The organism is Streptomyces sp. NPDC026062 (assembly GCF_055568375.1).
Map to the genome: position 1 here is coordinate 1 of NZ_JBVHOQ010000036.1, position 25,232 is coordinate 25,232.

General features: G+C 71.6%; 23 protein-coding genes and 3 pseudogenes. 7 read left to right on the plus strand and 19 right to left on the minus strand.

Annotation, left to right across the window (positions count from 1 at the left end; genetic code table 11):
• The 3 genes and pseudogenes from ACZ4LX_RS28080 to ACZ4LX_RS28090 form a co-directional block, all read right to left on the minus strand.
• A pseudogene (locus ACZ4LX_RS28080) lies at positions 1-103 on the minus strand (IS5/IS1182 family transposase); the annotation flags it as partial.
• A 356-nt stretch (positions 104-459) separates the two neighbouring features.
• Positions 460-884: pseudogene (locus ACZ4LX_RS28085) on the minus strand (maturase); the annotation flags it as partial.
• Between the two features lie 539 nt (positions 885-1,423).
• Complete coding sequence (locus ACZ4LX_RS28090) at positions 1,424-1,633, minus strand: hypothetical protein (protein ID WP_467649731.1); 210 nt, start codon at positions 1,631-1,633, stop codon at positions 1,424-1,426.
• Positions 1,634-2,208: 575 nt separating this feature from the next.
• On the opposite strand from ACZ4LX_RS28090, the pseudogene ACZ4LX_RS28095 reads away from it, so the two are divergent.
• Positions 2,209-2,478: pseudogene (locus tag ACZ4LX_RS28095) on the plus strand (DUF5753 domain-containing protein); the annotation flags it as partial.
• A gap of 108 nt (positions 2,479-2,586) precedes the next feature.
• On the opposite strand, the gene ACZ4LX_RS28100 reads toward ACZ4LX_RS28095, so the two are convergent.
• The 4 genes from ACZ4LX_RS28100 to ACZ4LX_RS28115 are packed head-to-tail and all read right to left on the minus strand — an operon-like array spanning position 2,587 to position 6,327.
• Positions 2,587-3,744: an acetyl-CoA C-acetyltransferase gene (locus ACZ4LX_RS28100; protein WP_467649732.1), complete on the minus strand. Its 1,158-nt coding sequence runs from the start codon at positions 3,742-3,744 to the stop codon at positions 2,587-2,589.
• A 35-nt stretch (positions 3,745-3,779) separates the two neighbouring features.
• Complete coding sequence (locus tag ACZ4LX_RS28105) at positions 3,780-4,382, minus strand: TetR/AcrR family transcriptional regulator (RefSeq protein WP_467649733.1); 603 nt, start codon at positions 4,380-4,382, stop codon at positions 3,780-3,782.
• Entirely contained in the window at positions 4,379-5,164 is a 786-nt protein-coding gene (locus ACZ4LX_RS28110; RefSeq protein ID WP_467649734.1) for an SDR family oxidoreductase, read from the minus strand. Before ACZ4LX_RS28110 ends, ACZ4LX_RS28105 begins: the two co-directional genes overlap by 4 nt.
• Entirely contained in the window at positions 5,161-6,327 is a 1,167-nt protein-coding gene (locus ACZ4LX_RS28115) for an acyl-CoA dehydrogenase family protein (RefSeq protein ID WP_467649735.1), read from the minus strand. Before ACZ4LX_RS28115 ends, ACZ4LX_RS28110 begins: the two co-directional genes overlap by 4 nt.
• Before the next feature lie 46 nt (positions 6,328-6,373).
• Between ACZ4LX_RS28115 and ACZ4LX_RS28120 the strand changes: the two genes are divergently transcribed.
• Genes ACZ4LX_RS28120 through ACZ4LX_RS28140 form a run of 5 tightly spaced genes read left to right on the plus strand, consistent with a single transcriptional unit; the run spans position 6,374 to position 11,283 of the window.
• Positions 6,374-7,222 (plus strand): enoyl-CoA hydratase, encoded by an 849-nt coding sequence (locus tag ACZ4LX_RS28120; RefSeq protein WP_467649736.1) that lies wholly within the window; start codon positions 6,374-6,376, stop codon positions 7,220-7,222.
• Positions 7,222-8,397 (plus strand): acyl-CoA dehydrogenase family protein, encoded by a 1,176-nt coding sequence (locus ACZ4LX_RS28125; RefSeq protein ID WP_467649737.1) that lies wholly within the window; start codon positions 7,222-7,224, stop codon positions 8,395-8,397. The genes ACZ4LX_RS28120 and ACZ4LX_RS28125 overlap by 1 nt, the downstream gene beginning before the upstream one ends.
• Positions 8,397-9,389 (plus strand): acyl-CoA dehydrogenase family protein, encoded by a 993-nt coding sequence (locus ACZ4LX_RS28130; protein WP_467649738.1) that lies wholly within the window; start codon positions 8,397-8,399, stop codon positions 9,387-9,389. Before ACZ4LX_RS28125 ends, ACZ4LX_RS28130 begins: the two co-directional genes overlap by 1 nt.
• Positions 9,386-10,459, plus strand: coding sequence for an acyl-CoA dehydrogenase family protein (locus tag ACZ4LX_RS28135; protein ID WP_467649739.1), 1,074 nt, complete (start codon positions 9,386-9,388; stop codon positions 10,457-10,459). Before ACZ4LX_RS28130 ends, ACZ4LX_RS28135 begins: the two co-directional genes overlap by 4 nt.
• A gap of 35 nt (positions 10,460-10,494) precedes the next feature.
• On the plus strand, positions 10,495-11,283 hold the full coding sequence (locus ACZ4LX_RS28140) for an SDR family oxidoreductase (RefSeq protein WP_467649740.1): 789 nt from the start codon (positions 10,495-10,497) through the stop codon (positions 11,281-11,283).
• A 64-nt stretch (positions 11,284-11,347) separates the two neighbouring features.
• Here ACZ4LX_RS28140 and hsaA read toward each other — a convergent pair whose 3' ends face one another.
• The 4 genes from hsaA to ACZ4LX_RS28160 all read right to left on the minus strand — a co-directional run bounded on the left by hsaA (position 11,348) and on the right by ACZ4LX_RS28160 (position 16,662).
• The gene (hsaA, locus tag ACZ4LX_RS28145; RefSeq protein WP_467649741.1) at positions 11,348-12,514 is read right to left on the minus strand and encodes a 3-hydroxy-9,10-secoandrosta-1,3,5(10)-triene-9,17-dione monooxygenase oxygenase subunit; all 1,167 of its coding nucleotides are present in this window, start codon (positions 12,512-12,514) and stop codon (positions 11,348-11,350) included.
• Positions 12,515-12,555: 41 nt separating this feature from the next.
• Positions 12,556-14,139, minus strand: a complete 1,584-nt coding sequence (locus ACZ4LX_RS28150) for a FadD3 family acyl-CoA ligase (RefSeq protein ID WP_467649742.1) — start codon at positions 14,137-14,139, stop codon at positions 12,556-12,558.
• Positions 14,140-14,193: 54 nt separating this feature from the next.
• Positions 14,194-14,988 (minus strand): SDR family NAD(P)-dependent oxidoreductase, encoded by a 795-nt coding sequence (locus ACZ4LX_RS28155; protein ID WP_467649744.1) that lies wholly within the window; start codon positions 14,986-14,988, stop codon positions 14,194-14,196.
• 108 nt (positions 14,989-15,096) lie between these two features.
• Complete coding sequence (locus ACZ4LX_RS28160; protein ID WP_467649745.1) at positions 15,097-16,662, minus strand: FAD-dependent oxidoreductase; 1,566 nt, start codon at positions 16,660-16,662, stop codon at positions 15,097-15,099.
• Positions 16,663-16,866: 204 nt separating this feature from the next.
• Between ACZ4LX_RS28160 and ACZ4LX_RS28165 the strand changes: the two genes are divergently transcribed.
• Entirely contained in the window at positions 16,867-17,478 is a 612-nt protein-coding gene (locus ACZ4LX_RS28165) for a TetR/AcrR family transcriptional regulator (RefSeq protein ID WP_467649746.1), read from the plus strand.
• A gap of 37 nt (positions 17,479-17,515) precedes the next feature.
• Here the strand turns inward: ACZ4LX_RS28165 and ACZ4LX_RS28170 are convergent, their stop codons facing one another.
• The 8 genes from ACZ4LX_RS28170 to ACZ4LX_RS28205 all read right to left on the minus strand — a co-directional run bounded on the left by ACZ4LX_RS28170 (position 17,516) and on the right by ACZ4LX_RS28205 (position 25,188).
• On the minus strand, positions 17,516-18,457 hold the full coding sequence (locus ACZ4LX_RS28170; RefSeq protein WP_467649747.1) for a 3-oxoacyl-ACP reductase: 942 nt from the start codon (positions 18,455-18,457) through the stop codon (positions 17,516-17,518).
• A gap of 96 nt (positions 18,458-18,553) precedes the next feature.
• The gene (locus tag ACZ4LX_RS28175) at positions 18,554-19,369 is read right to left on the minus strand and encodes a 2-keto-4-pentenoate hydratase (RefSeq protein WP_467649748.1); all 816 of its coding nucleotides are present in this window, start codon (positions 19,367-19,369) and stop codon (positions 18,554-18,556) included.
• Complete coding sequence (locus ACZ4LX_RS28180; RefSeq protein WP_467649749.1) at positions 19,362-20,249, minus strand: MaoC/PaaZ C-terminal domain-containing protein; 888 nt, start codon at positions 20,247-20,249, stop codon at positions 19,362-19,364. Before ACZ4LX_RS28180 ends, ACZ4LX_RS28175 begins: the two co-directional genes overlap by 8 nt.
• Positions 20,246-21,427, minus strand: a complete 1,182-nt coding sequence (locus tag ACZ4LX_RS28185; protein ID WP_467649750.1) for a lipid-transfer protein — start codon at positions 21,425-21,427, stop codon at positions 20,246-20,248. The genes ACZ4LX_RS28180 and ACZ4LX_RS28185 overlap by 4 nt, the downstream gene beginning before the upstream one ends.
• Positions 21,424-21,870 carry a MaoC family dehydratase gene (locus tag ACZ4LX_RS28190; protein ID WP_467649751.1) on the minus strand — a complete coding sequence of 149 codons (447 nt, stop codon included), beginning with the start codon at positions 21,868-21,870 and terminating at the stop codon, positions 21,424-21,426. The genes ACZ4LX_RS28185 and ACZ4LX_RS28190 overlap by 4 nt, the downstream gene beginning before the upstream one ends.
• Positions 21,867-22,985 carry an acyl-CoA dehydrogenase family protein gene (locus ACZ4LX_RS28195; protein ID WP_467649752.1) on the minus strand — a complete coding sequence of 373 codons (1,119 nt, stop codon included), beginning with the start codon at positions 22,983-22,985 and terminating at the stop codon, positions 21,867-21,869. Before ACZ4LX_RS28195 ends, ACZ4LX_RS28190 begins: the two co-directional genes overlap by 4 nt.
• Positions 22,985-24,025, minus strand: a complete 1,041-nt coding sequence (locus ACZ4LX_RS28200; RefSeq protein ID WP_467649753.1) for a bifunctional MaoC family dehydratase N-terminal/OB-fold nucleic acid binding domain-containing protein — start codon at positions 24,023-24,025, stop codon at positions 22,985-22,987. The genes ACZ4LX_RS28195 and ACZ4LX_RS28200 overlap by 1 nt, the downstream gene beginning before the upstream one ends.
• On the minus strand, positions 24,022-25,188 hold the full coding sequence (locus ACZ4LX_RS28205) for an acyl-CoA dehydrogenase family protein (protein WP_467649754.1): 1,167 nt from the start codon (positions 25,186-25,188) through the stop codon (positions 24,022-24,024). Before ACZ4LX_RS28205 ends, ACZ4LX_RS28200 begins: the two co-directional genes overlap by 4 nt.
• Positions 25,189-25,232: the final 44 nt, after the last annotated feature.

Below are 25,232 nucleotides of genomic sequence, written 5' to 3' on the forward strand. Positions count from 1 at the left end.
GCGGAAGTTTGCACCGCCGGTCACCCTCACGGGTGACGATGAGCATCGTGACCCACTCGACCAGCGCATGAGGCAGGTCGAGTGCGGCAGGATAGAGAACCAACAGGGCTCCATTGCTGCTGAGTTGAGACGTCGAACACCTCCCTCAACGGCACGGGGCCCTGTCCGTTGCCCATCCCGACCTCACACCGGCCCGTCACCTGATCAGTGGCCACACTGAAAATGCTCAGTGAAAGCAATTGGCACACTCCAAGGATGAAGGGGCCCCGGCCTGCGACGGCGCCCCACCGCCGCAGGCCCAAACGGTGCGGAGCGGCTGCTCGCCCCTGGTTGCCGCCGCCCGCAAACGATCAACCAAAGCAGTCAACGAGAAGGGCCTGGATCAGTTCCGTTCCTCATCGTCGGACACATTCAGGACGAACACGGTTCCGTCAACCTGAAGAACTGGCGGATCCTCTATCCCGCCTTCAGCATCTGTCGGATGAGGCGGAGGAACCGGTTGTCGTGGATCTTCTCCGACAGGATGGTCAGCAGGACCTCGTGGTCCAGCTAACAGAAAGCGGATCACTTCGCCGACAAGTTTGTCCGACCAGGACGGCAGACCGAGCGGACGCGTTTTCCCGTTGGATTTCTGAATATGGACACGCCGCACCGGGCGGAAGTGGTAACGCTCGTGGCGCATGGCTTCGACGATGCGCCCGGTCTTGGCTTCGGACATGCCGTCCGCGGTTTCCCCGCAGGCCCCGGGTGTCATCGCGCCATGGTTGGCGTAGATGCGCCCGTAGGCCAGTAGATACAGGTTCGGGTTGAACAGCTGTCGATACAGTTCATCACACGGCAGGTTCCGCGTTCCGCCTGCCGCGTTCACGCAGGACATCAAGCACCGTTTCGGCGTTCTGCGTTACGCATACCTCCCAGCATCGTGATGTCCGATCACCTGGCCCTTTCGCCCTGCGGACGGCTTCCCGGTCCTCCTTGGCAGGTCGTTACTCCTGCGACTACTACGGGGCCTCCGTCACCTTGGGGCTCACGCCCTTCAGGTGATCCCATGTTCGTCTCTGTTGTACGTATCCAGCGCGGCTTAGGCGCCCCACTCATCTCCTTGCATTCCCTCACTGGGAATCAGTCCGCGCCTCGAAGGTTGCGATGGATACGCAATCACTCCACCGCAGGGCGCGGCATCGGTGTCAGGTGTGTTTCCGATGCATGCCAGCCATTTCATCCCTTGGAGATTGGGGTTCAGGCAGTACAGCTCTCGCCATATCGCGCGGGTCCCTCAACGCATCACTTCCCTACCTGAACGTGATCGCTGATTTCCTGGCATGCTGCTGTCCCCCTTCACCTTTCGGATCCAGGTGAGCCATCAGACCCAGAAACCTCCCTTCAGTTCCTCCCGGTTGAACCGGGGATACAACAGAGCGCCTCATGGCGCACTCGCGTTGGCGGCCGGCTCGGCCGTGATAAGGCCGACCGCGCTGACGGTGTCGGAGTCGTACGGATCGCCGCTCCACTCCATGACCTGCTGCACGGCGAGGGTGCGTGCCAGCCGTGCACCACGCGGCGTGGTGCTGAGCTGAAGGCGCAGTACGCCGAGCGGAGTTCCGGCTTCACGGGTGTCTTCCTGTTGCTTCACGAGAGCCATCCTGGGACGCCTTAACCGGTCGCGACCAGGCACAACTACCGTACGGGAAAGGGCGGTACGGACGCTCCGAGCGGCACCGGCACATAGCTGTACGGGTCTTGTACGGCTCCTGTACGGGTCGCGGCCGTGTCCGGGGGCACACCCTCCCGTTGAACCTGTTCCGTCGAAGCCGAGTCGATGACCGTGCGGACGACGGGCGGGCGGAAGGAGAAGCGGTGCCGGAGAGGGGCGTGGGGACGGTGCCGGGGAAGAAGAATGGCGGTGCGGCGCAGGCGAGGGTAAGGGAGGAACATGACCTGCCTGGCGTGTGGGTGGCCTACGGCACCCTCCTCGCCCACCTGCGCAAGCGGGCCGGGTTGACCCAGCCGACACCGGGTGCCGCCATCGGCTACTCGGCGGAGCAGGTCGCCTCGGTGGAACAGAGGCGTCGGCCGGCGAAGGCCGCGTTCACCGAGGCCGCCGAGGGGGCCGTGGGCGCGGGAGGCGTGCTGGACGTGCTCCAGCCCGAGGTGGACCGGGCGAAGCTCCCGCGGTTCTTCCGCAACTTCGCGGCCATCGAAGCGGAGGTGCTGAGCCGCCTCTCGTACGATCCGCTGCTGGTACCGGGGTTGTTGCAGACGGAGGCGTACGCACGCGCGGTGTTCGCCGGGCACTGTCCGCCGTTCAGCGAGGAGATCGTGGATCAGCACACGGAGGCGAGGCCGGCACGCCAGTTGCTGCTGAGCCGGGACCCGATGGCGGAGCTGTCGTTCATCATCGGGGAGGAGGCGTTGCGCGATCCCGTGGGCGACGCGGACGTCATGCGTGGTCAGTGGCAACGGCTGTTGGAGGTAAGTGAGCTGCGCAACGTAGAAGTGCAGGTGATGCCAGCGGCACGAGGGGACAGCGGCGCGCTCCGGACCGTCCCCGCGGAGCGGAGCCGGTCCGGGCGGCCGCAGGAATCGTCAGAGGCGTTCGATGATGGTCACGTTGGCCTGGCCGCCGCCCTCGCACATGGTCTGGAGACCGTAGCGGCCACCGGTGCGCTCCAGTTCGTGCAGCAGGGTCGTCATCAGCTTGGTGCCGGTGGCCCCCAGCGGGTGGCCGAGCGCGATGGCGCCGCCGTTGACGTTGACCTTCTCCGGGTCGGCTCCGGTCTCCTTGAGCCAGGCGAGGACGACCGGTGCGAACGCCTCGTTGATCTCGACCAGGTCCATGTCGTCGATGGACATCCCAGCCTTCTTCAACGCGTACGCCGTCGCGGGGATGGGCGCCGACAGCATCCGGATCGGGTCCTCGCCGCGCACCGACAGGTGGTGGACGCGGGCGCGGGGGGTGAGCCCGTGCTCGGCGACGGCGCGCTCGGAGGCGATGAGCAGCGCCGAGGCGCCGTCGGAGACCTGCGAGGAGACTCCGGCGGTCAGCCGGCCGCCCTCGACGACCGGCTTGAGGCCCGCCATCTTCTCCAGGGAGGTGTCACGGCGCGGCCCCTCGTCCACGGTCACCTCGCCGTAGGCGACGGTCTCCCGGTCGAAGCGGCCCTCGTCGATGGCGCGCAGGGCCCGCTGGTGCGAGCGGAGTGCGAAGTGCTCCATGTCCTCGCGGGTGATGCCCCACTTCTCCGCGATGAGTTCGGCGCCGTGGAACTGGTTGACGGGCGCGTCGCCGTAGCGGGCCCGCCAGCCCTCGGAGCCGGCGTACGGGCCGTCGGTGAGGCCCAGGGGTTCGGCGGCCTGGCGGCTGGCGTAGGCGATGGGGATCATCGACATGTTCTGGGTGCCGCCCGCGACGACCAGGTCCTGGGTGCCGGACATGACGCCCTGGGCGGCGAAGTGGACGGCCTGCTGGGAGGAGCCGCACTGGCGGTCGACGGTGGTGCCCGGCACCTCCTCGGGCAGACCCGCGGCGAGCCAGGCGGTGCGGGCGATGTCGCCGGCCTGCGGGCCGACGGTGTCGAGGCAGCCGAAGACGACGTCCTCCACCGCGGCCGGGTCGATACCGCTGCGCTCGACCAGTGCCTTGATGACATGGGCCCCGAGGTCGGCGGGGTGGACGGCGGACAGGCCGCCCTTGCGCCGGCCGACCGGGGTGCGGACCGCTTCGACGATGTAGGCCTCGGCCATGACTGCTCCTTCTTCTGCGCGTATGTGAGGGTGTATCAGGGGTTCGTGGTGATGCCTTCGAGGACCATGGACAGGTACTGCCGTGCGATCTCCTCCGGGCTGTGGGCGCCGTCGGGGCGGTACCAGGAGGCGGCCACCCAGACGGTGTCGCGGACGAACCGGTAGACCAGCCGGACGTCCAGATCGCCTCGGAAGGCCTCTTCGGCGACGCCGCGTTCCAGCGTCCGCAGCCAGGCGTTCTCGAACTGCTGCTGGGAGTCGGCGAGATAGGCGAATCGAGGCTGGGCTGCAAGGTGTCTGGACTCCCGCTGGTAGATGGCGACTGCGGGGCCGTGCCGGTCTATCTGCCGGAAGGACTGGGTGACGAGCGCCCCGATGGCCTCCCGGGGTGCGAGTCCGGCGGCGATGACGGTGTCGTATCCCGTCCACAGCTCGTCCAGGAAGGCCGAAAGGATCTCGTCGAGCATCGATTCCTTGGAATCGAAGTGGTAGTAGAGGCTGCCCGCGAGCATCCCGGCGGCGTCCGCGATGCGGCGGACGGTGGTGGCGTTGTAGCCCTGGGCCGCGAACACCTCGGCGGCGGTCGCCAGCAGTTCGGCGCGGCGCTCGGCGTTCGCGTGTCCGGTGATCGCGTTCACGCCCTCTGGCTGCTGACGGAGACGGTCTCCCCCGTCATGTACGAGGAGTAGTCGCTGGCCAGGAAGACGATGACGTTGGCGATCTCCCAGGGTTCGGCGTACCGGCCGAAGGCCTCGCGTTCGGTGAGCTCGGCCAGGAGTTCCGGGGTGGTGACCTTCACCAGGTGCGGGTGCATGGCCAGGCTCGGGGCGACCGCGTTGACGCGTACGCCGAAGTCGGCGGCCTCCAGCGCGGCGCACCGGGTGAGGGCCATGACACCGGCCTTCGCGGCGGCGTAGTGGGCCTGGCCGCGCTGGGCGCGCCAGCCGATGACGGAGGCGTTGTTGACGACGATGCCGCCGTTGTCGCGGTCCTTGAAGTGGCGCAGGGCGGTGCGGGTGCAGCGGAAGGTGCCGTTCAGGGTGACGTCGAGCACCTTGGACCACTGGTCGTCGCTCATGTCGACGAGGTCGGCGGTGCCGCCGAGTCCGGCGTTGTTGACGACGATGTCGAGGCCGTCGTGGCGTTCGGCGGCGAGCGCGAACAGGGCGTCGACCTGTCGCTGGTCGGTGACGTCGCAGGCAAGCGCGGCGACGTTGTCCGCACCGAACTCCTGTGCGAGGGTGGCGGCGCTCTCCTTCAGGCGGCGTTCGTGGGCGTCGCCGATGACGATCCGGGCGCCTTCCTCCAGGAACTTGCGGGCGGTGGCTCCGCCGATGCCGGCGCCTGCCGCGGCGGTGATCACCGCGGTGCGTCCGGCGAGAAGGGAATGGCCCGGTACGTAGGGCGGCTGCGGGGTCACGGGCGGATCTCCTTGGGCAGGCCGAGGACGCGCTCGGCGATGATGTTGCGCTGGATCTCGTTGGACCCGGCGTAGATGGTGTCGGAGCGGGAGAAGAGGAACAGCCGCTGCCAGTCGTCGAGTTCGTAGGGGCCCTCGGGTGCCGTCATCCCGCCGGCGCCCAGGACGCTCATGGCGAGTTCGCCGAGTTCCCGGTGCCAGGTGGCCCAGAAGATCTTGCCGATGGACGCCTCGGGGCCGGGCGCGCCGGCCGCCACGCCGTCGAGCATCCGCAGGGCGTTGCACCGGATGGTCTCCAGTCCCGTCCAGGCGCGGGCGAGCCGGTCGCGGATCAGCGGATCGTCGGCGGCGCCGTTGCGCCGGGCCAGGGCGATCAGGGTCTCCAGTTCGCGCCGGAAGCCGACCTGCTGGCCGAGGGTGGAGACGCCGCGTTCGAAGCCGAGCGTGGCCATCGCCACCCGCCAGCCGTCGCCGGGTTCACCGACGAGGTGGGCGGCGCCGGTGCGGGCTCCGTCGAAGAAGACCTCGTTGAACTCGGAGGTGCCGGTCAGCTGCTGGATCGGCCGTATCTCCACGCCCGGCTGGTCGAGCGGGACCAGGAGGTAGGACAGGCCCGCGTGGCGGGTGGAGCCCGACTCGGTGCGGGCGACGACGAAGCACCACTGGGCGTCGTGGGCGAGTGATGTCCAGATCTTCTGCCCGGTGACCACCCAGTCCTCGCCGTCCCGCTCGGCCCTGGTGCGTACGTTCGCCAGGTCGGAGCCGGCGTCCGGTTCGCTGTAGCCCTGGCACCACAGCTCCTCGACGGCGACGATCGGCGGCAGGAAGCGGGCGCGCTGCTCGGGTGTGCCGAAGGCCACCAGGGTCGGGCCGAGCAGCTGCTCGCCGATGTGGTTGACCCGGGCGGGGGCGTCGGCCAGGGCGTACTCCTCGTGAAAGGCGACCTGCTGCTCGATGGTCGCGCCCCGGCCCCCGTACTCCTTCGGCCAGCCCACGCAGGTCCAGCCCTCTGCGGCCATGTGCCGTTCCCAGGCGAGGCGTTCGGCGAAGGCCTCGTGTTCACGTCCGGGTCCGCCGCGGCCTCGCAGGCCCGCGAACGAGCCGGTGAGGTGGGCGGCCAGCCAGCCGCGGATCTCGGTGCGGAACTCCTCGACGCTGCTCATGGGGGTACGTTAATCTACCAAACACTTGTTAGGGAAGGAGGGGCCGATGTCCGCTGCCCATGACGAACCGGTGCGCTACGAGAAGCGGGGCCCGGTCGCGACGGTGACCATGAACCGGCCCGGTTACCGCAACGCGCAGAACTCCGCGATGACCTACGCCCTGGACCGGGCGTTCTACCGCGCGGCCGACGACAGCGAGGTGAAGACGGTCGTCCTGGCCGGGGCGGGCAAGCACTTCTCCGCCGGCCACGACATCGGAACCCCTGAGCGGGACGCGCATCTGCCGTTCGAACGCCGGGCGGGACTCTGGTGGGACCACTCGGACAAGAGCGGCGCCGAGAGCCGCTTCGCCCGCGAGTCCGAGGTGTATCTGGGCATGTGCCGCCGCTGGCGGGAGCTGCCCAAGCCGGTCATCGCCTCCGTGCAGGGCGCGTGTGTGGCGGGCGGTCTGATGCTGGCCTGGGTGTGCGACCTGATCGTGGCCTCGGAGGACGCCTTCTTCGCCGATCCCGTGGTCCGGATGGGCATCCCCGGGGTCGAGTACTTCGCCCATCCCTGGGTGATGCCGCCCCGGATCGCCAAGGAATTCCTCTTCACCGGTGACCGGATGACCGCACAGCGCGCGTACGAGGTCGGCATGGTCAACCGGGTCGTCCCCCGGGACGAACTCACCGCCCGTACGGAGGAACTGGCCCTGCGCATCGCGGAGATGCCGCGCATGGGACTGGCGCTGACCAAGCGTGCGGTCAACCAGGCCGAGGACCTTCAGGGCATGCACACCGGGATGGACTCCGTGTTCGGCCTGCACCATCTGGCGCACGCGCACAACGCCGAGACCGCACCGGACGCGCTCGGCGGCATGGACATCCGGGCGATGAAGAAGGCGGGCGCCTGATGGACCTCGATTTCGACGCGGCCGACGAGGCGTTCCGTACCGAGGTACGCGCATGGCTGGCCGCTCACGCCCCGGCCGCTCCCCTTCCGTCGCTGGAGACCGCCGAAGGCTTCGCCGCCCACCGGGAGTGGGAGGCGGTCCTGTCCGCCGACCGCTGGTCGGTGGTCTCCTGGCCCGAGGAGTTCGGCGGGCGCGGGAGTTCGCTGCTGCGCTGGATGATCTTCGAGGAGGAGTACTACGCGGCCGGGGCCCCCGGCCGGGTCAGCCAGAACGGCATCAGTCTGCTGGCCCCGACCCTCTTCGAGCACGGCACCGCCGGGCAGCGCGCCCGGATCCTGCCGACGATGGCACGCGGTGAGGTCATCTGGGCGCAGGCCTGGTCGGAGCCGGAGTCCGGTTCCGACCTGGCCTCGCTGAAGTCGACGGCCGTACGGACCGAGGGCGGCTGGCTGATCAGCGGCCAGAAGACCTGGTCGTCCCGGGCCGCGTTCGCCGACCGGGCCTTCGGCCTGTTCCGCAGCGACCCGGACGCGGACCGGCCGCACCGGGGGCTCACGTATCTGATGTTCCCGCTCGACGCCGAGGGCGTCACCGTGCGGCCCATCGGACGGCTCGACGGGAAGCCCGCCTTCGCCGAACTCTTCCTGGACGAGGTGTTCGTACCCGACGAGGACGTCATCGGCGAGCCCGGCCAGGGCTGGCGGGTCGCCATGAGCACCACGGGCAACGAGCGGGGTCTCACGCTGCGCAGCCCGGGTCGCTTCACCGCCGCCGCGGACCGTCTGACCACCCTGTGGCGGGAGCACGGCGACCCGGCGGACACGGCGCTGCGCGACCGGGTCGCGGACGCGGTGATCGGGGCCCGCGCCTACCAGCTGTTCTCCTACGCGGGTGCCTCCCAGGTCCTGTACGGCGACGGCGGACCCGCCGGGCCCACCTCCAGCCTCAACAAGATCTACTGGTCCGAGCTGGACATCGCCCTCCACGAGACGGCGCTCGACCTGCTCGGCCCGTACGGCGAACTCGCCGACCACGCCGGGGAAGCGCCGGACCACGGCAGCTGGTCCGAGGGCTACACCTTCTCGCTGGCCGGTCCCGTCTATGCCGGCACCAACGAGATCCAGCGCGACATCATCGCCGAGCGGCTGCTCGGCCTGCCGAAGGGACGCCGCTGATGCGCTTCCTCCTGGACGCCGAGCAGCGGGACTTCACCCGCTCCCTGGACGCTCTGCTCACCTCCTGCGACACCCCGGCCGTCGTGCGGTCCTGGGCCGCCGGCGACCTCGGCCCCGGACGGGCCGTCCGGGCCCGGCTGGCCGAGGCCGGGGTGTTCGCACTCGCGGTACCGGAGAAGCACGAGGGCCTGGGCCCGCTCCCCCTCGAACTCGCCCTCGCCTTCGAGGTCCTGGGACGGCACGCCGTCCCGGGGCCGCTCGTCGAGACGGTCGCCGCGGCCGCCCTGCTGGACCGGCTCGGCGACGACCGCGTCGCCGCGGACCGGCTGCCCGCCATCGCCTCGGGGAAGTCGGCCGTCTCCCTCTGTGTGACGAGCCTCGGCCCGTACGCCCTGGACGCCGAAGCGGCGGACACGGTGTTCGTGGTCGAGGGCGACACGTTGCGCCTCGCCGCCGGGCCGGGACCGGCACAGCCCTCGGCCGACCCCGGACGGCGGCTGTCGCGGCCGGTGGACGGGGCGGTCCTCGCCCAGGGCCCCGAGGTGGCGGCAGCCGCCGGATACGCGGCCGATGTGGCCGCGCTCGTCACGGCGGCCCAGGCGCTCGGAGTCGGCCGCACCCTGCTGGCCCGCACCGTCCGATACGTCACCCAGCGCACCCAGTTCGGCGTTGCGATCGGCTCCTTCCAGGCCGTCAAGCACCGGCTGGCCGACACCCTGCTGGCCCTGGAGTTCGCCGAGCCGCTGGTGCACGGCGCCGCGCTCGCGCTCGCCGCCGGCGACGAGGGGGCGGGGCGCGACATCGCCGCGGCCAAGGTCACGGCGGGCGAGGCCGCCTACGCGGCGTCGCGCACGGCCCTTCAGCTGCACGGCGCCGTGGGCTACACCGACGAACTCGACCTGTCCCTGTGGATCCGCAAGGCCCGGCCCCTGCGCGACGCCTGGGGCACCCCGGCCGCCTGCCGGGCCCGTGTCATGGGAGCGGCCCGATGAGACTCACCCGGGAACAGGAAGAACTGCGCTCGGCCGTGAGGTCGGTACTGACGCAACATCAGGAAGCGGATGCATGGGCACCGTTGACCGAGCAGATCGGGGCGGCCGGGCTGGCCGTGCCCGAGGCGTACGGCGGTGCGGGCGGCGGCGCCCGCGACGTCCATGTCCTGATGGAGGAGCTGGGCCGGAGCCTGAGCCCGCTGCCGTGCCTGGGCTCGGCCGTACTCACGGCGGGGGCGCTGCTCGCCTCCGGTGACAAGGAGGCAGGCGGAAGACTGCTGCCGGGAATCGCCGAGGGCACCTCGGTGGGCACCCTGGCCTGGGCCGAGCAGGGCTCCTGGGACCAGGCCGCGATATGCGCCGAAGCGGTGCCCATCCCCGGTGGCGGCCATCTGATCACCGGCACCAAGGAACACGTACTGGACTGGCCCGGTACGGATGTCCTGCTCGTCGCGGCCCGGACCGCCCACGGGGTGTCGCTCTTCGAGGTGGCGCCCGGCGGCGCCGGGGTGCGCCGGGAACCCGTCGTGACCATGGACGGGACCCGGGCCCAGGCGCGATGGGTGCTGGGCGGGGCCGAGGGACGGCTGCTGGGCGTGGACGGCGACGGCGGCCGGTATCTGGAGCACGTGCGGGACCTGGCGTGCGCGGCGCTCGCCGCGGAGCAGGTGGGAGCGGCCGAGCGCTGTCTGGAGCTCACCGTCGAATACGCCAGGAACCGCGTCCAGTTCGGGCGTCCCATCGGCTCGTTCCAGGCCGTCAAGCACCGGCTGGCGGACGCCTACGTCCTGGTGGAGTCGGCCCGGTCGGCCGCGCTCGGGGCCGCGTTCGCCGCCGACGAGGACCCGGACGCGCTGCCGAGGGCCGCCGCCGTCGCGAAGTCCGTCTGCTCCGAGGCCTTCTCGGCGGTGGCCGGCGAGATGATCCAGCTGCACGGCGGGATCGGCATCACCTGGGAGCACGACGCGCACCGCTACTTCAAGCGGGCGCACGGGTCGGGCGAGCTGTTCGGAGCACCCGCCCGCCACCGGGAGCGGCTCGCCGCCGGGATCGGCCTGGCCACCCGGTGAACGCGTTCCAGCAGAAGGAGAAGGACGTACAACGCATGAATATCGAGAACCCGTTGGACTTCACGGGCCGCGTGGTGCTGGTCACCGGCGGCACCAAGGGCATCGGTGCCGCCATCGCCGGGGCGTTTCTCGGCGCCGGGGCGGACGTGGTCGTCTGTGGCCGCACCACCCCGGACACGCTGCCCTCGGCCGGGGGCCGGGAAGCGGTCTTCGTCCCCGCGGACGTACGCGACGCGGCGGCGTCCTCCCTGCTGGTGGACGCGGCGGTGGAGCGCTTCGGCCGCCTCGATGTGCTCGTCAACAACGCGGGCGGCTCCCCGGACGCCGACGCGGCCACCGTCTCGCCGCGTTTCGTGGAGAAGATCGTCGCGCTCAACCTGCTCGCGCCGTTCTATGTGGCCCAGGCGGCCCACCGCGTCATGCGGGCCCAGGACGGCGGCGGTTCGGTCATCAACATCGGCAGCGTCTCCGGCCAGGACCCGCAGCCCGGCACCGCCGCCTACACGGCCGCCAAGGCCGGGCTGCTGGCCCTCACCAAGGCGCTCGCCCTGGAGTGGGCCCCCTCGGTCCGGGTCAACCACATCACCACGGGGCTGATCCGCACCGAGAGCGCGGCGTCGGTCTACGGGGAGGACGGCGGGGCGGCGGTGGCGGGCGTCATCCCGATGGCGCGGATGGCGGTGCCCGACGACGTCGCCCGCGCCTGTCTCTTCCTCGCCGGGGAGCTGTCCGGATACGTCAACGGGGCGGATCTGGCGGTGCACGGGGGCGGGGAGTTCCCGGCCCGCTACCTCGCCGCACGATCGGCGGGCGGGCCGGCCTGAGCGCACGGCAGAGGTCCCGGACCCCTGGAATCCGTCCCAGGGGTCCGGGACCTCCGATGTGCGCTCAGACCAGGTTGTCCTCGACCGTCAGGCCGAAGGCGCCCCGGCCGTACATGGCGAGCGCGCGTTCCACGTCGTTGGCGACGTGGACGCTGCCCGCGTGGGCGTCGCGCCAGGCGCGCTCGACGGGGTTGCCGCGCCGCAGCGCGTTGCCACCGGCGGTCTTGAAGAGCAGGTCGATCGCGGCGACGGCCCGTTCGGTGCCCCGGACCTGGTCACGCCGGGTACGCAGGCGCAGCTCCATGGGTATCTCCCGTCCGGCGGCGGCGAGTTCGGACAGCTCGCGCAGGTTCCGGTCCATCTGGAGCACGGTCGCGTCGATGTCGGACGCGGCGCGCGCGATGGCGACCTGGGCGAACGGATCCTCGGCGAAGCTGCCGCCGCCCAGGCTCAGCCGTACCCTCTCCTTCATCCGCGACACATACGACGCGTAGCCGCCGAAGACGGCCCCGATCACCGGTGCGGTGACGGCGCTGGTGAAGATCGCGCCGAACGGCAGCCGGTACAGCGGCCCCGGGTTGACCAGCTGTCCCGGGACCTTCAGCCGTGCCTGTTCGTAGTTGCGGAGCACCCGGTGGGCGGGCACGAAGGCCGTCTCGACGACCACGTCGTTGCTGGCGGTGCCGCGGAGCCCGACCACGTCCCACATGTCCTCGATGCGGTAGTCGGACCGGGGCACCAGGACGGTGAGGAAGTCCACCGGCCGTCCCTGCGCCCCGACGACGAGGGCGCCGAGCAGCGCCCACGAGGCGTGCTCGCACCCCGAGGAGAAGCTCCACCGGCCGGACAGCTCGTAGCCGCCGTCCACGGGGGTGAGCCGTCCCACGGGGGCGTACGACGAGGAGATGCGCGTGTCCTGGTCCTCCCCCCACACATCCTGCTGCGCCTTCTCGGGGAACAGACCGAGCTGCCAGGGGTGGACGCCCAGGACGGACGTCACCCAGCCGGTGGAGCAGCACACCGCGGAGATCTCCCGCACCACCTCGTAGAAGTGGACCGGATCTCCCTCCAGCCCGCCGAACCTGGCCGGCTGGAGCATCCGGAACACACCGGCCCCGGCCAGCTCACGGATCGTGGCGTCCGGGATGCGCCGCGCCTCGTCCGTGGTCTCGGCCCGCTTCTCGATGGCCGGCAGCAGGGCGCGTACCGATTCCAGAACCTCGTTGCCCACAGTCCGTCTCCCTACCTTTGTCGTCCGGTGAGGCGTGTCGGTCAGACCGTCCGCAGGGCGGTCTTGTCCACCTTTCCGGTGGCGTTGCGCGGAAGGGTCCCCAGGACCACGACTTCGCGGGGGACCTTGAAATTGGCGAGCCGGTCCCGGCAGTAGCCGATGAGCCGGCCCGGCTCCGTCGCGCTGCCGGGCCGGAGCGTCACGTACGCGCGTCCGACCTCGCCCAGGCGCGCGTCCGGGATCCCGACGACGGCGGCCTCGGCGACGGCGTCGTGACCGGCGAGCACCTGCTCGACCTCGGCCGGATAGACGTTGAACCCGCCGACCACGAACATCTCCTTGGAGCGTCCGGTGATGACCAGGTTGCCCCGGGTGTCGAGGTGGCCGATGTCTCCGGTGTCCAGCCAGCCGTCGGCGTCGACCGCCGCGGCGGTGGCCTCCGGATCGTCCAGGTAGCCGTGCATCACGTGGTAGCCGCGTACCAGGATCCGGCCGTCCTGTCCGGCGGGCAGCGGGTTCCGGCCGCCGTCGGCGACGAGCACCTCGGTGCCGTCGATCGGACGGCCTGCGGTCAGCGCGACGGTCTCGGCGTCGTCGCCCGCCGAGCACACGGTGACGGTGCCGCAGGTCTCGGTCAGTCCGTACGCGGTGAGCACCTCGGGGAAGAGCTCGGCGCGCATCCGCCGGACGAGGGCCACCGGGACGACGGCCGCGCCGGTGACCGCCAGCCGCAGCGAGGACAGGTCGAAGAGTTCCCGGCGGGGCGCGTCCAGCAGTTCCGTGTAGATAGTGGGCGGGCCGGGCAGCACGGTGATCCGCTCGGACTCGACGGCGCGCAGGGCCCGGTCCACGTCGAACACCGGCTGGAGCACCATCGTGGCGCCCCGCAGCAGGCAGGCCAGTACGCCGGCCTTGTAGCCGAAGCAGTGGAACATCGGGTTGATGACGAGGTAGCGGTCCTCGCCCGTGACTCCGGTCCGGCCGCTCCAGGCCCAGTAGGTGGCGAGGTTCTGCCGGTGGGTGGTCAGAGCGCCCTTGGGGCGGCCGGTGGTGCCCGAGGTGAAGAGCAGGTCGCAGGGGTCGTCGGGGCGTACGGCGGCGCTGCGTGCGGTGGCCTCGGCCTCGGGCAGGCGCGCACCGTGCCGGATGAACTCCTCCCAGCCCAGGGTGGCGGGCGTGGTGGCGGCGTCAAGGGTCACCACGTGTTCCAGCGCGGCCGGCCGAGGCTCCGGCGCTCCGCCGTCCCCGGTGGTCAGCATGGACAGGTAGTCCTTGCCGAGGAAGCCGTTCTCGATGAACAGCAGCCGCGCACCGCTGCGTCGCAGGAGCAGACGCGCCTCGGCGCCCCGGTAGCGGGTGTTGACGGGGACCAGCACCCCACCCGCCGATGTGACGGCGAGCGCGGCGACGGCCCATCGGTGGCTGTTGGGCGCCCATACGGCGATCCGGTCGCCGGGCTGCGTGCCGAGCGCGACGAGCGACTTCACGGCCGCTCGCACCAGGTCGCGCAGATGGCTCCAGGTCAGCCGTACGTCACCGTCCACGACGGCTTCCCCGCCGGGGTTCCGGCTCGCGGCGAGGTCGAGGGCGCCGGGGATCGTGAGGGGGTGCTCGGTCTCGCTCATCTGCTCTCCGGAAGGGGGACGGACGGTCGGCTCGGGCTGATACCCGAAGTGCGGTCAGGAGGAGGGCGGCAGCATCTTCCTCGACGCCTCGTGGGCGGCGAGAGCCAGTTCGGCGCGGGGGAACCCACTGCGCTTCTCCGCCGCCCCGGCATTGCCTCCGGCGACCAGGACAGGTCCGTCGGCGAGGTGTTCCAGCCCCTCCCTGGCGACGTCGTCCGGCTCGGCGACGCGCAGTCCGGGCAGGTCCATCCGGAGCCCGGCGCGTTCCATGGCGGGGGTCCGGGTCACACCGAGGACGAGTTCCAGGACGTGCACGCCGTGCGGCCGCAGTTCCAGCCACAGGCCCTCGGCGAAGACCCGGCTGAAGGCCTTGGCCGCCGAGTAGACGCTGATCTGCGCCTGGCCCAGGTATCCGGAGAGCGATCCGACCAGCATGATGCCGCCCCGGCCGCGTTCCTTCATCAGGGCGCCGAAGTGGTGGGTGAGGGCGAGCTGCGCGGTGATGTTGAGATCCAGGACGCCCTGGACGCGGTCCAGTTCGCCGGTGACGAACTCGTGGCCGTAGCTGTTGGCTCCCGCGTTGAAGATCAGCAGGCCGACCTCAAGACCGTCGGTGACCGCGCGGACGGCGGCCAGGGCCCCGGGGTCGAGCAGGTCGAGTTCGAGTGTGCGGACCTCCACGCCCTTGGCGCGCGCCTTCTCGGCCGTCTCGTCCAGGGGGCCGGGCTTGCGGGCGATGAGCACCAGGTTGATCCCGGCGTCGGCGAGCTGGCCGGCGAACGAGGCGCCGACCCCCTCGGACCCTCCGGCGACGACCGCCCAGGGTCCGTACACGTTCTTGTCGGTCATCGAAGGTGCCTCTCTTGTCCTGGCCGGCGCGGTGCCGCGACCGTAGAGCGCTGTTCATGGGGTGTGTCCCGGGCATCCCACTGGCCGGGACGCCCGGGACGGGCCGGGTCAGGTGGTGGTGCCGGGCAGCCCCGCCAGGTGCCGGACCGCCAGGGAGGCGAAGACCATGGCGGTGCCGATGGGGACGCCGGGGCCGGGATAGACGCCGCCGGTGAAGGACGCGCTGGTGTTCCCCGCGGCGTACAGACCGGTCAGCGGGCGGCCTTCGGTGTCCAGGACGCGGGCGTCGGCGTCCGTGCGCAGCCCGCCCTTGGTGCCGAGGTCGGCGAGGACGAGGCGGGCCGCGTAGTAGGGCGGCCGGTCGAGCGGGACCAGGCACGGGTTGGGGCCGGGGGCGTTCTCGGCCCTGGCGAAGAACAGGTCGTACGGATCCTCCCCCCGGTGGTGGTCCGCGTCGGTCCCCTCGGCCGCGAAGCCGTTGAACCGGCCGACGGTGTCCGCGAGGGCGGCGGCCGGAACGCCGATGAGTCCGGCGAGTTCCGGCAGCGTGTCCGCGCGCACCCAGGTACCGGCGGCCAGGCAGTCCGCCGGGTCGGCGGGAGGCACCGTGATGGCGGGCAGGGCGCCGCCCTCACGGGAGTCGAAGATCAGGTGGACGGCTGTGTCCGAGCCCCCGGCTGCGGCGATGGCGCGTCCCATACGGTCGTACGGCAGCGACTCGTTGGCGAACCGCCGTCCCGAGCCGTCCACGACCAGGCCGCCGCGCAGGCCGAGGGTGAACGCGGCCGAACCGTCCGGGAGTTCGGTCCCCGGGCACCACCAGGCCTCGTCCATGAGCCCGGTGGCGGCACCGGCCGCGACGGCCGCGCCGAGCAGCTCTCCGGTGTTGGTGCCGCGGGGCGCCATGGTCCAGGCAGCCCCGCCGGGCACCCCGTGCTCGGTGCGCAGTTCGCCGTCGCCCTCGAAGCCGCCCGCGGCCAGCAGCACGCCGCGCCTCGCCCGTATCCGGACGGTGCCGTGCGGTGTGCGTGCCTCCACTCCGGTGACCCGGCCGTCCCCGGTGACGAGACCGGTGACGTGGTGCCCGGTGCGCACGGCCGCGTTGCCGGTGCGGACGGCCGCGAGCAGGAGGCGGCCGATCAGGGCCCGGCCCGCGCTCAGGGGTGCCCCGTCGGGGTGGCCCTGGCCCGCGCGGTCCCGGTCGACCGCCGGACGTACCAGGGGCAGGAGTTCGCCGAGCAGCTCCGGCGCCAGGTCCAGCGGGACGAAGGAGCGGCCGGCGTCCATCCGGCCGGGGGCGGCGACGTAGTCAGGGAAGGCCCGCCACTCGAACTCGATGGCCGGGTCCCGTTCGAGCCGGGCCACCAGTTCGGGGGCGTGCCGCAGGAAGGCCTCCCCGCGCGGCGCTTCGAGGTCGCCGGTGAGAGCCCGCAGGTAGGCGCGGGCCGCTTCGGTGGAGTCACCGAGCCCGGCGCGCTCCTGCACCTGGGTGCCGGGCAGCCAGCAGGCGGCTCCGGAGTAGGCGGAGGTGCCGCCGAGCAGCTCCGTCCGTTCGAGTACCACGGTGTCGAGGCCTTCACCGGCGGCCACCAGGGCCCCGGTCATCGCTCCCGCCCCGGATCCGACGACGATCACGTCGTGGGTGGCGTCCCAGTCCTGCCGGCCGTCCCGCATGGGCGTGCCCTTCCTGCCGCTCGGTGGTGTGCGGCCCCAGCAGACCTTTTCGGGACGGACGCCGGCGGGGCCGGTCCCGCTGAGCGGTACGGCGAGGCACCGACCCCGCCGGGCGGTGTGCGGGGCGAGCGCGCCTGACGGGTGGCCGGGCCCGGCGTATTGTCTGAGCAGCTGTAGACACCACCGAGCTCCGGGAGGGAGAGCGTGCCCAGAATCGCCGAGGCCAGGGCAGGGGCCGAACCCACATCGCCCCGGCAGCGCGCACGCCGTCAGAGCATCCTGAAGGTGGCGGCGGACATGGCCGCCACGACGGGTCTCGAGCGGGTGCAGATGCAGGAGGTCGCGAAGTCCGCGGGGGTCGCCATCGCCACCCTGTACCGGTACTTCCCGTCGAAGACCCATCTGTTCACCGCGCTGATGGCCGACCAGATCGAGGGGTTCGCGGCGCGGGTGCCCGAGCGCCCGGCGGACACCCTGCCCGAGGACGCCGTCTTCGAGACGCTGGGCAGCGCCACACGCAATCTGCTGCGCAGGCCGGCTCTCGCCACCGCGATGATCCAGTCGGCGAACGCGGCCCGCGCCTCGACCGTCCCGGACCTGGCACGGATCGACTCGGGGTTCATCGATCTGCTGGCGCGGGCCTGGGGCGTGGAGGAGCCCACGGACCACCACGTCACGCGTCTGCGGCTGCTGGTCCTGCTCTGGTACGGGGTGCTGCAGTCGCGGCTCAACGAGCGGCTGACCCCTCGGGAGGCCGACGCGGACCTGCGGATGGCGTGCCATCTCCTGCTCGCCCCGGGGCCGGACGCCGGCTGACCCCGGCCGGCGGGGCCGGCCGGGGCAGCTCGTCGGTTCAGCGGGGCTGCTGCGTCCCCGTCGTGTCGAGTCCGGCGACGCTGTAGGCCGCGTAGGTCCGGTGCGGGTCGCGGCCCCGGAAGTAGCCCGTCAGCTGTTCGTCGAGCTCCGCCGGGGTGAAGGTGCCGTCCGCTGCGGTGAACTTCTTTTCCACGGTGGGCGGGGCGAGCAGCGCGACCATGTCGCCGTAGACCACGAAGACCTGCCCGTTGATCTCGTCGGCGGCCGGTGAGGCCAGATGTCCGACCAGGGTGGCGACGCGCTCGGGAGCCATGATGTCGAGGCCGCCGGGCGTGGTCGCGCCCTCGCCGAAGGCCTCGGCCGTCATGGCGGTGCGGGCCCGGGGGCAGATCGCGTTGGCGCGTACGCCGTAGCGGGCCAGGCCCTGCGAGGTGGCGAGCGTCAGCGCGGTGATGCCCGCCTTGGCGGCGGAGTAGTTGGGCTGGCCCGGCGAGCCGAAGAGGAAGGCCTCGGACGAGGTGTTGATGACACGGCCGTAGACCGGTCCGCCGGAAGCCTTGCTCGCCGCGCGCCAGTGCACGGCCGCGGCGCGGGAGACGGCCGCGTGCCCCTTGAGGTGGATGCGCAGGACGTCGTCCCAGTCGGACTCGGTGAGGTTGAACAGCATCTTGTCGCGGAGGACGCCCGCGTTGTTGACGACGATGTCCAGACTGCCGAAACTCTCCACGGCGGCCTCCACCAGCCGGTCACCCATGGACCAGTCGCCGACGTCGCCGGTCACCGCCACGGCCTCCGCGCCCAGGGACTTGATCTCCGCGGCCACGTCGTCGGCCGCCGGACCGATGTCGTTCACCACCACATGGGCGCCGAGCGCCGCGAGTGCCAGTGCCTCGGCGCGGCCGAGCCCCGCCCCCGCACCGGTGACGACGGCGGTGCGCCCCTCCAGGGTCCTCGCCGAGGGGGTGTGCGTCGCGCTCATGCTGCCTCATTCCGTGTTCCGTCGATCCGCTGGATACGCGGGCGCACCCCGGGGTTGCCACCGGGGTGCGCCACACACACGAAACTAGTATTGATTTCAGTTCATGGCCGGGTGCTGTCCCGTTGAGTGGACGAAGCCGACGGAGACGGACCCGAGACCCTCGAAGTCGGCCCGGTAGGAATCCCCCGGCCGCACGTTGACGGCCTTGGTGCACGATCCCGGCAGGATCACGTGACCGGCCTCCAGCCGCACCCCGAACGACGCGACCTTGCGGGCCAGCCAGGCGACGGCCTCGGTGGGGTCGCCGAGCACCGCACTGGTGTTGCCCCGGGCGATCAGCTCGCCGTCCCGGTAGAGCACGGCCCCGATGTCGGCCGGGTTCAGGCTGTCCGGCCGCACCCGGGCCGAGCCCAGGATCACCCCGGCGGACGACGCGTTGTCGGCGATGGTGTCGGCGATCCCGATCCGCCAGTCCTTGATCCGGCTGTCGATGAGTTCGAGGCTCGGAACGATGTACTCGGTGGCCGCCAGCACGTCCTCGGTGGTGCACCCCTCCCCCGGCAGGCTCCGGCCGAGTACGTACCCGATCTCGACCTCGATCCGGGGGAAGCAGTACCGGTCCGCCTCCACGGGGACCTCTTCGGGCAGCACCATGTCGGAGAGCAGATGGCCGTAGTCGGGCTCGTCGACGCCCATCATCTGCTGCATGACCTTCGAGGACAGACCGACCTTGTGCCCGCGAACGGTGCGGCCCGCCGCCAGATGCCGGCGGATGTTGATCAGCTGGATCTCGTAGGCGTCGCTCGCGTCGACATCCGGCCAGGTGGTGGTGAGCGGCTCCACCGGGCTGCGGTCTCGCTGGGCGGCCCACAGTGCCGAGGCGGCCTCGGCGCGCTGCGCGGGATCAAGCATCGGGGTTCTCCGTCGGGTCGGGGATGGTGGTGCGGAATCGGGCGCGGCCGCCGGTGAGCACCGCACGGCCGTCGCCTGCCGTCGCCTCGAAGCACACGGCCCGGTCAGCCCTCGCCCCGGAGCCCACGGCTCGGTCGCCGGGGTCGTCCGGGCCGGGAGCCTCGGTCCAGCCGGCCAGGCCGAGCCGGTCGCCGGGGAACGCCGGTGCGGCGAACCGGGCCTCCAGTTCCACCAGGTCGGCCGGGTGCGCCCCGAGGGCGGAGGCCAGCGGCAGCAGACCGGCGGCGAGCGTGCACAGTCCGTGCAGGAAGGGCCGGTCCATCCCGGCCGCCTTCGCCGCCTCCGGGTCGATGTGCATGGCGTGCCGGTCGCCGAGCAGCCGGTAGAGGGCCGCCTGCCGGTCGTGCGTGGCGACGGTGAGGGTGTGTTCGGCCGGCCGGTCCGGGCGGCGCGGGGCGGACGGGCCGCGCTCGCCGCCGAACCCTCCGCAGCCCGGTGCGAAGATCGACCAGGTGGCCGTGAAGCGTTCGCAGGACACTTCGACGTCGAAGACGGCGGCGGCACCCTTGTCCCGGACCGCGGAGACCCGCGCCGTGGTGGTCAGCTCGCCCGAAGGCGCCAACGGCCCGTGCACAAGCAGGTGCTGGCTGCCGTGCACGGCAGTGGTGATGTCGAAGGCGCCGAGTGCGCCGAGTGCGTCGGGCGCCCACTGGGCCAGGGTCAGCGCGAAGGTGGGAAGCACCCGCAGCCGCTCCTCGTACACGAGGTCCAGCCGGTCGGCCGGGGCGCCGACCGCGAGCGCGTACAGGATCGCGTCGCGTGGGGTCCAGGAGACGGTACGGGTGCCGAGTTCACGGCCCTGCCACGGGGAGACGGTCATCGGTCGGCTCCCAGGATCAGTCCGCTGGTGGGCACTCCGGTGCCGGCGGTGACCATGACGTGGTCGGCCCTGTCCGGCTGGTTCACCGAGGTACCCCGGACCAGCCGGACCCCTTCGGCGATGCCGTTCATGCCGTGCAGATACGCCTCGCCCAGCTGCCCGCCGTGCGTGTTGAAGGGCAGCCGGCCACCGAGCTCCAGGTGGCCGTCGGCGATGAAGTCCTTCGCCTCACCCGGCTTGCAGAAGCCCAGTTCCTCCAGCTGCGGAAGGACCAGCGGAGTGAAGTGGTCGTAGAGGACGGCCGCGTCGATGTCACCGGGTCCCAGACCGCTCTGCGCGTACAACTGCCTTCCGACCAGCCCCATTTCGGGGATTCCGGTGATCGTCGGCCGGTAGTAGCTGGTCATCATGTGCTGGTCGGCGCCGAGTCCCTGGGCCGCCGAGCGGATCACCGCGGGCGGGTGCGGCAGGTCGCGGGCGCGTTCGGCGGACACGATCACCAGGGCCTGGCCGCCGTCGGTCTCCTGGCAGCAGTCCAGCAGTCGCAGCGGTTCGGCGATCCAGCGGGAATCGCGGTGGTCCTGGAGAGTGATGGGGCGGCCGTGGAACCAGGCGGCCGGATTGGTCGCGGCGTGCTTGCGGTCGACGACCGCGACCCGGCCGAAGTCGTCGGTGCCGGCGCCGTATTCATGCATGTAGCGGCGGGCGAACATGGCCACCCACTGGGCAGGGGTATTCAGCCCGAAGGGGGTCATCCAGGCGTACGCGGCCCGGTCGGCGGTGGTGTCCATGGGGCGGGCGGCCTGCCCGAGCCCGTAGCGCTCGCCGGAGCGTTCGTTGAAGGCCCGGTAGCAGACGACCACATCGGCGACCCCGGTGGCCACGGCCATGGCGGCCTGCTGGACGGTGGCGCAGCCGGCTCCGCCTCCGTACCCGATGCGGGAGAAGAAGGTGAGGTCGCCCATTCCGGTGTTCCGGGCCACATGGTTCTCGGCGTTGGTCTCCGCGGTGAAGGTGACCAGACCGTCGACATCGCGGGGGGTCAGACCCGCGTCCGCGAGGGCGGCGAGCACGGCCTCGCAGGCGAGCTGGAGTTCGCTGCGCCCGGAGTTCTTGGAGAACTCGGTGGCTCCGATGCCGGCCACCGCCGCGGCTCCGGACAGCACGACGGCGCTCATCGTTCCTCCCCGGGCAGCTGCACCGAGACACTTCCGGTGACATGGGCACCCAGGCTGTTGGAGCCCGTGACCGCGATCTCGACGCGGCGCTCCTCGTCCGACGTGGCGGTCACCGTGCCGGTGAGCACCATCGTGTCGCCGGGGTGATTGGGGGCGCCGAGCCGGATCCGGATGGCCTTGACGGAACAGGCGGGGCCTGCCCAGTCGGTGACATAACGGTCGACGAGGCCGTTGCTGGTCAGGATGTTCATGAAGATGTCCTTGGAGCCGCGTGCGCGGGCCAGTTCCGGGTCGTGGTGGACGTCCTGGAAGTCCCGGCTCGCGAGGGCGGTGGCGACGATCAGGGTGCGGGTGACCGGGACCGGCAGCTCGGGGAGTACGTCGCCGACGCTCACCGATTCGTAGGTGCGCGAGGGCCGGACGGCATGCGGGGACGGGGTCACGAGATCACCGCCGCGCCGGTCAGCAGGGCTCCGAGGTGTTCGAGGTCGGCGCCCGCGCCGCCCAGGGTGGTGGAGATCTGTTTGCCCCACAGGAAGTGGCGGTGCACCGGGTGGTCGGTGTCCACGCCGATGCCGCCGTGCAGGTGCTGGACCCGGTGGACGGTGTTCAGACCCCCTTCGGTGGCCCACCACTTGGCGACCAGCGCGGCCCGGTCGGCGCTCTCCGCGTCGAAGGGCTCCGCCAGTGCGTCCACCGCCTGCCACAGCGTGACCCGCATCGCCTCGATGTCGATGTAGCAGTCGGCGAGCTGGTGCTGGACGGCCTGGAAAGTGGCGAGCGGGCGGCCGAACTGCTCGCGCTCGCGCAGGTGCCCGGCCGCGTGCGCCAGCGCCCCGTCGGCCACGCCGGTCTGCACGGCGGCCAGAGCGACGAAGGCGTTGCGCACGAGATGCGCCGCGGCCCCGTCGCCCGGCGTGCCGACGGCCTGTGCCGGGGCACCGTCCAGGGTGAGGTGGGCACTCATGTCACGGGTGGTGGTCTCCGCGTGCTCCCAGCTCACCCCCGTGGCGTCCGAGGCGACGAGGAAGAGACCGGAGCCGTTGCCGGTGGTGGCCGTCACCAGGACGTGCCGGGCGCCCGCGGGGGCGGGTACCACCGCCTTGACCCCGCTGAGACGCCATCCGGGCCCGTCGGCGACCGCGGCCGTACGGGGCGTCAGAGGCTCGGCGGGGCCGAACTCCTCCAGGGCGACGGTCAGCCGGTCCGTACCGGCCGAGAGGCCGGGCAGCAGACGTGACCGCTGGTCTCCGTTTCCGTACGCGGCGACGGAGAGCGCACCGGTCAGCGCGGGCCACAGCGGCAGCGGCGCCACCCGCCGTCCCTGTTCCTCCAGGAGGACGCAGAGTCCGGCCATGCCGAGTCCCGCGCCGCCTTCCTCTTCGGGCAGGGGGGCCGCGAGCAGTCCGGCGGCGGCGAGATCCGCCCACAGCCGTTCGTCGACGCGGCCCGCCGAGGTCTCCACCGCACGCAGCCGCTCGGGCGTGACGCGGTCGGAGAGGATCTCCCGCGCCAGGTCACGGACCGCTTCGAGCTCTTCTCCCAGGGAGAAATCCATCAGGGCGCCTCCGTCGGGGCGGGCCGGAACACCGGCAGGGTCGGATCGGGGTCGGCGTCGAGCCAGTCGAGAACCACCGGCATGCCGATGGTGACCTCGCCGGGGGCGACACCGGTCAGGTTGGTGATGAGCCGGGTGCCTTCGGCGAGTTCGACGACGGCGACGAGGTACGGCGAGTCGAAGGCCGGGTGCCGCGGATGATGGTTCACGACGAAGCTGTAGACGTGGCCGTGCCCGGCGGCCTCGACGCAGTCCCACTCCAGCGAGCCGCATTCGGGGCAGCACGGACCCGGGGGGTGGCGCAGCAGGGTGCAGGCGGTGCAGCGCTGGATGAGCAGCCGGTGCTGTCGCGCGCCTTCGAAGAAGAACGCGTTGTCGCGGTTGACGGCCGGACGCGGACGCGAGGCGGGCGCGGGTGCGGGTGCGTGTCCCTGTGCCGGCGCCTCTGCCGGCGCCTGTTCAGGTTCCGGTGTCTTCCGCCGTTCCGCTGCCGGTTCGGACGCGGGCCGGAACCGCAGCGTCCGCCACCGCTGGGTGGCGACCGTCTCGCCGTCCCGGTCGGTGTACGTCTTGAGGGTGGTGACGAACCGTCCCGGGCCGAGGCCGGTCCTCTTCTCCGCCGAGACCGACTCCACCGTCTCGCGCACGGCGATGTGGTCCCCCGGCGCCAGCTCCCGCAGGAAGGTGAACTCGGAGTCGGTGGCGACCACCGAGGTGTAGCCGCCCTCGGCCAGCAGCGCGACCAGATCGTCGAAGCCGTCCGGGCCGCCGGGCCTCGGGCCGACGGTGGCCGCGTATCCACGCATCGTCCATGCCTGGACCATCGACGCGGGCGCCACCACTCCTTCGCGACCGGTGGCGCGGGCCGCTTCGGCGTCGGTGTACACCGGGTTGGTGTCGCCCATCGCCTCGGCCCAGTGGCGGATCATCGGCTGGTTGACCGGATCCTGCGCCGCTGTCGTGGGCCGCAGTTCGCGACCGGTGAAGGCCCGCAGCCGCTCCTCGTAGTCCGGCCCCGGCCGCTCGCCGTGCCCGGTCATGCGCCACGCCCCTTGCGCGGCAGCCCGAGGCCCTGCGTCGCGACCATGTCGCGCAGGATCTCGTTGACTCCGCCGCCGAAGGTGTTCACGATGCCCTGGCGGGAGAGCTGTTCGACCTGCCCGGCAAGGACGGCGCCCGGTGACTCGGGCCGGATGCGGCCGGCGGCGCCGAGGATCTGGGTCAGCCCGCGCTGGACGGCGATGTGGGTCTCGGTCCCGTAGGCCTTGGCCGCGCCCGCGTCGGCGCCGGTCAGCTCGGACCGGGCGACGGCGTAGGTCATCTTCCAGTTCATCAGCCGCATGGCCTCCAGCCGGGCATACGTACGCGCGAACTCCTGTCTCACCCAGGGGATTTCGGCCGTACCGTTCTCCTGTGCCCAGTCCAGGACCCGTTCCCACAGCTGGATCATCCGGCCGCCGAGGGCGGCGAGGCCGATGCGTTCGTGGTTGAGCTGAGCGGTGATCAGCCGCCAGCCGCCGTCCACGTCACCGACCACGTCGGTGGCCGGGACGCGCACCCCGCTGTAGTACGTCGCTGTGACGACCATGCCGCCGACGGTGTGGATGGGGCTCCAGGAGAAGCCGTCGTCGGCGGTGGGCACGATCAGGATGGAGATGCCCTTGTGCTTGGGGGCTTCGGGATCGGTGCGGGCGGCGAGCCATACGTAGTCGGCGGTGTTGGCGCCGCTGGTGAAGATCTTGCCGCCGTCGACGACATACGTGTCGCCGTCCCGGACCGCGCGGGTGGTCAGCGAGGCGAGATCGGTGCCGGCCCCCGGCTCGGTGTAGCCGATCGCGAAGACGATGTCGCCGGAGAGGATGCCGGGCAGGAACCGCCTCCGGTGCTCCTCGGAGCCGTACGCCATCAGAGTCGGGCCGACGGTGTTGACGGTGACGAACGGGAAGGGCAGACCCGCCCGCTGGACCTCGTCGAAGAAGACGTACTGGTCCTCGACCGACCGGCCCTGGCCGCCGTACTCGGTGGGCCAGCCGATGCCGAGCCAGCCGTCGGAGCCGAGCCGTTTGACGACCTCGCGGAAGCGGTCGCCGCCCACGCCCTCCTCGCCGACGCGACGGCGTTCGTCCTCGGGCATCAGGCCCGCGAAGTACGCCCGCAGTTCCCGCCGCAGCTCCTGGTGCGCGGCGCTCTCGCGCAGTTGCATGTGTGGTTCTCCTTGGTTGTCGCCGCCGGGCGGAGGTGAACGTG

What these genes read in the sequence shown, in the direction of transcription:
- ACZ4LX_RS28140 (WP_467649740.1), top strand. Translation starts at nt 10,495, where the DNA reads ATGAATATCGAGAACCCGTTGGACTTCACGGGCCGCGTGGTGCTGGTC.
- ACZ4LX_RS28205 (WP_467649754.1), bottom strand. Translation starts at nt 25,188, where the DNA reads ATGCAACTGCGCGAGAGCGCCGCGCACCAGGAGCTGCGGCGGGAACTG.
- ACZ4LX_RS28125 (WP_467649737.1), top strand. Translation starts at nt 7,222, where the DNA reads ATGGACCTCGATTTCGACGCGGCCGACGAGGCGTTCCGTACCGAGGTA.
- ACZ4LX_RS28170 (WP_467649747.1), bottom strand. Translation starts at nt 18,457, where the DNA reads ATGAGCGCGACGCACACCCCCTCGGCGAGGACCCTGGAGGGGCGCACC.
- ACZ4LX_RS28185 (WP_467649750.1), bottom strand. Translation starts at nt 21,427, where the DNA reads ATGAGCGCCGTCGTGCTGTCCGGAGCCGCGGCGGTGGCCGGCATCGGA.
- ACZ4LX_RS28100 (WP_467649732.1), bottom strand. Translation starts at nt 3,744, where the DNA reads ATGGCCGAGGCCTACATCGTCGAAGCGGTCCGCACCCCGGTCGGCCGG.
- ACZ4LX_RS28175 (WP_467649748.1), bottom strand. Translation starts at nt 19,369, where the DNA reads ATGCTTGATCCCGCGCAGCGCGCCGAGGCCGCCTCGGCACTGTGGGCC.
- ACZ4LX_RS28135 (WP_467649739.1), top strand. Translation starts at nt 9,386, where the DNA reads ATGAGACTCACCCGGGAACAGGAAGAACTGCGCTCGGCCGTGAGGTCG.
- ACZ4LX_RS28180 (WP_467649749.1), bottom strand. Translation starts at nt 20,249, where the DNA reads ATGACCGTCTCCCCGTGGCAGGGCCGTGAACTCGGCACCCGTACCGTC.
- ACZ4LX_RS28160 (WP_467649745.1), bottom strand. Translation starts at nt 16,662, where the DNA reads ATGCGGGACGGCCGGCAGGACTGGGACGCCACCCACGACGTGATCGTC.
- ACZ4LX_RS28200 (WP_467649753.1), bottom strand. Translation starts at nt 24,025, where the DNA reads ATGACCGGGCACGGCGAGCGGCCGGGGCCGGACTACGAGGAGCGGCTG.
- ACZ4LX_RS28120 (WP_467649736.1), top strand. Translation starts at nt 6,374, where the DNA reads ATGTCCGCTGCCCATGACGAACCGGTGCGCTACGAGAAGCGGGGCCCG.
- ACZ4LX_RS28130 (WP_467649738.1), top strand. Translation starts at nt 8,397, where the DNA reads ATGCGCTTCCTCCTGGACGCCGAGCAGCGGGACTTCACCCGCTCCCTG.
- ACZ4LX_RS28195 (WP_467649752.1), bottom strand. Translation starts at nt 22,985, where the DNA reads ATGGATTTCTCCCTGGGAGAAGAGCTCGAAGCGGTCCGTGACCTGGCG.
- ACZ4LX_RS28155 (WP_467649744.1), bottom strand. Translation starts at nt 14,988, where the DNA reads ATGACCGACAAGAACGTGTACGGACCCTGGGCGGTCGTCGCCGGAGGG.
- ACZ4LX_RS28115 (WP_467649735.1), bottom strand. Translation starts at nt 6,327, where the DNA reads ATGAGCAGCGTCGAGGAGTTCCGCACCGAGATCCGCGGCTGGCTGGCC.
- ACZ4LX_RS28150 (WP_467649742.1), bottom strand. Translation starts at nt 14,139, where the DNA reads ATGAGCGAGACCGAGCACCCCCTCACGATCCCCGGCGCCCTCGACCTC.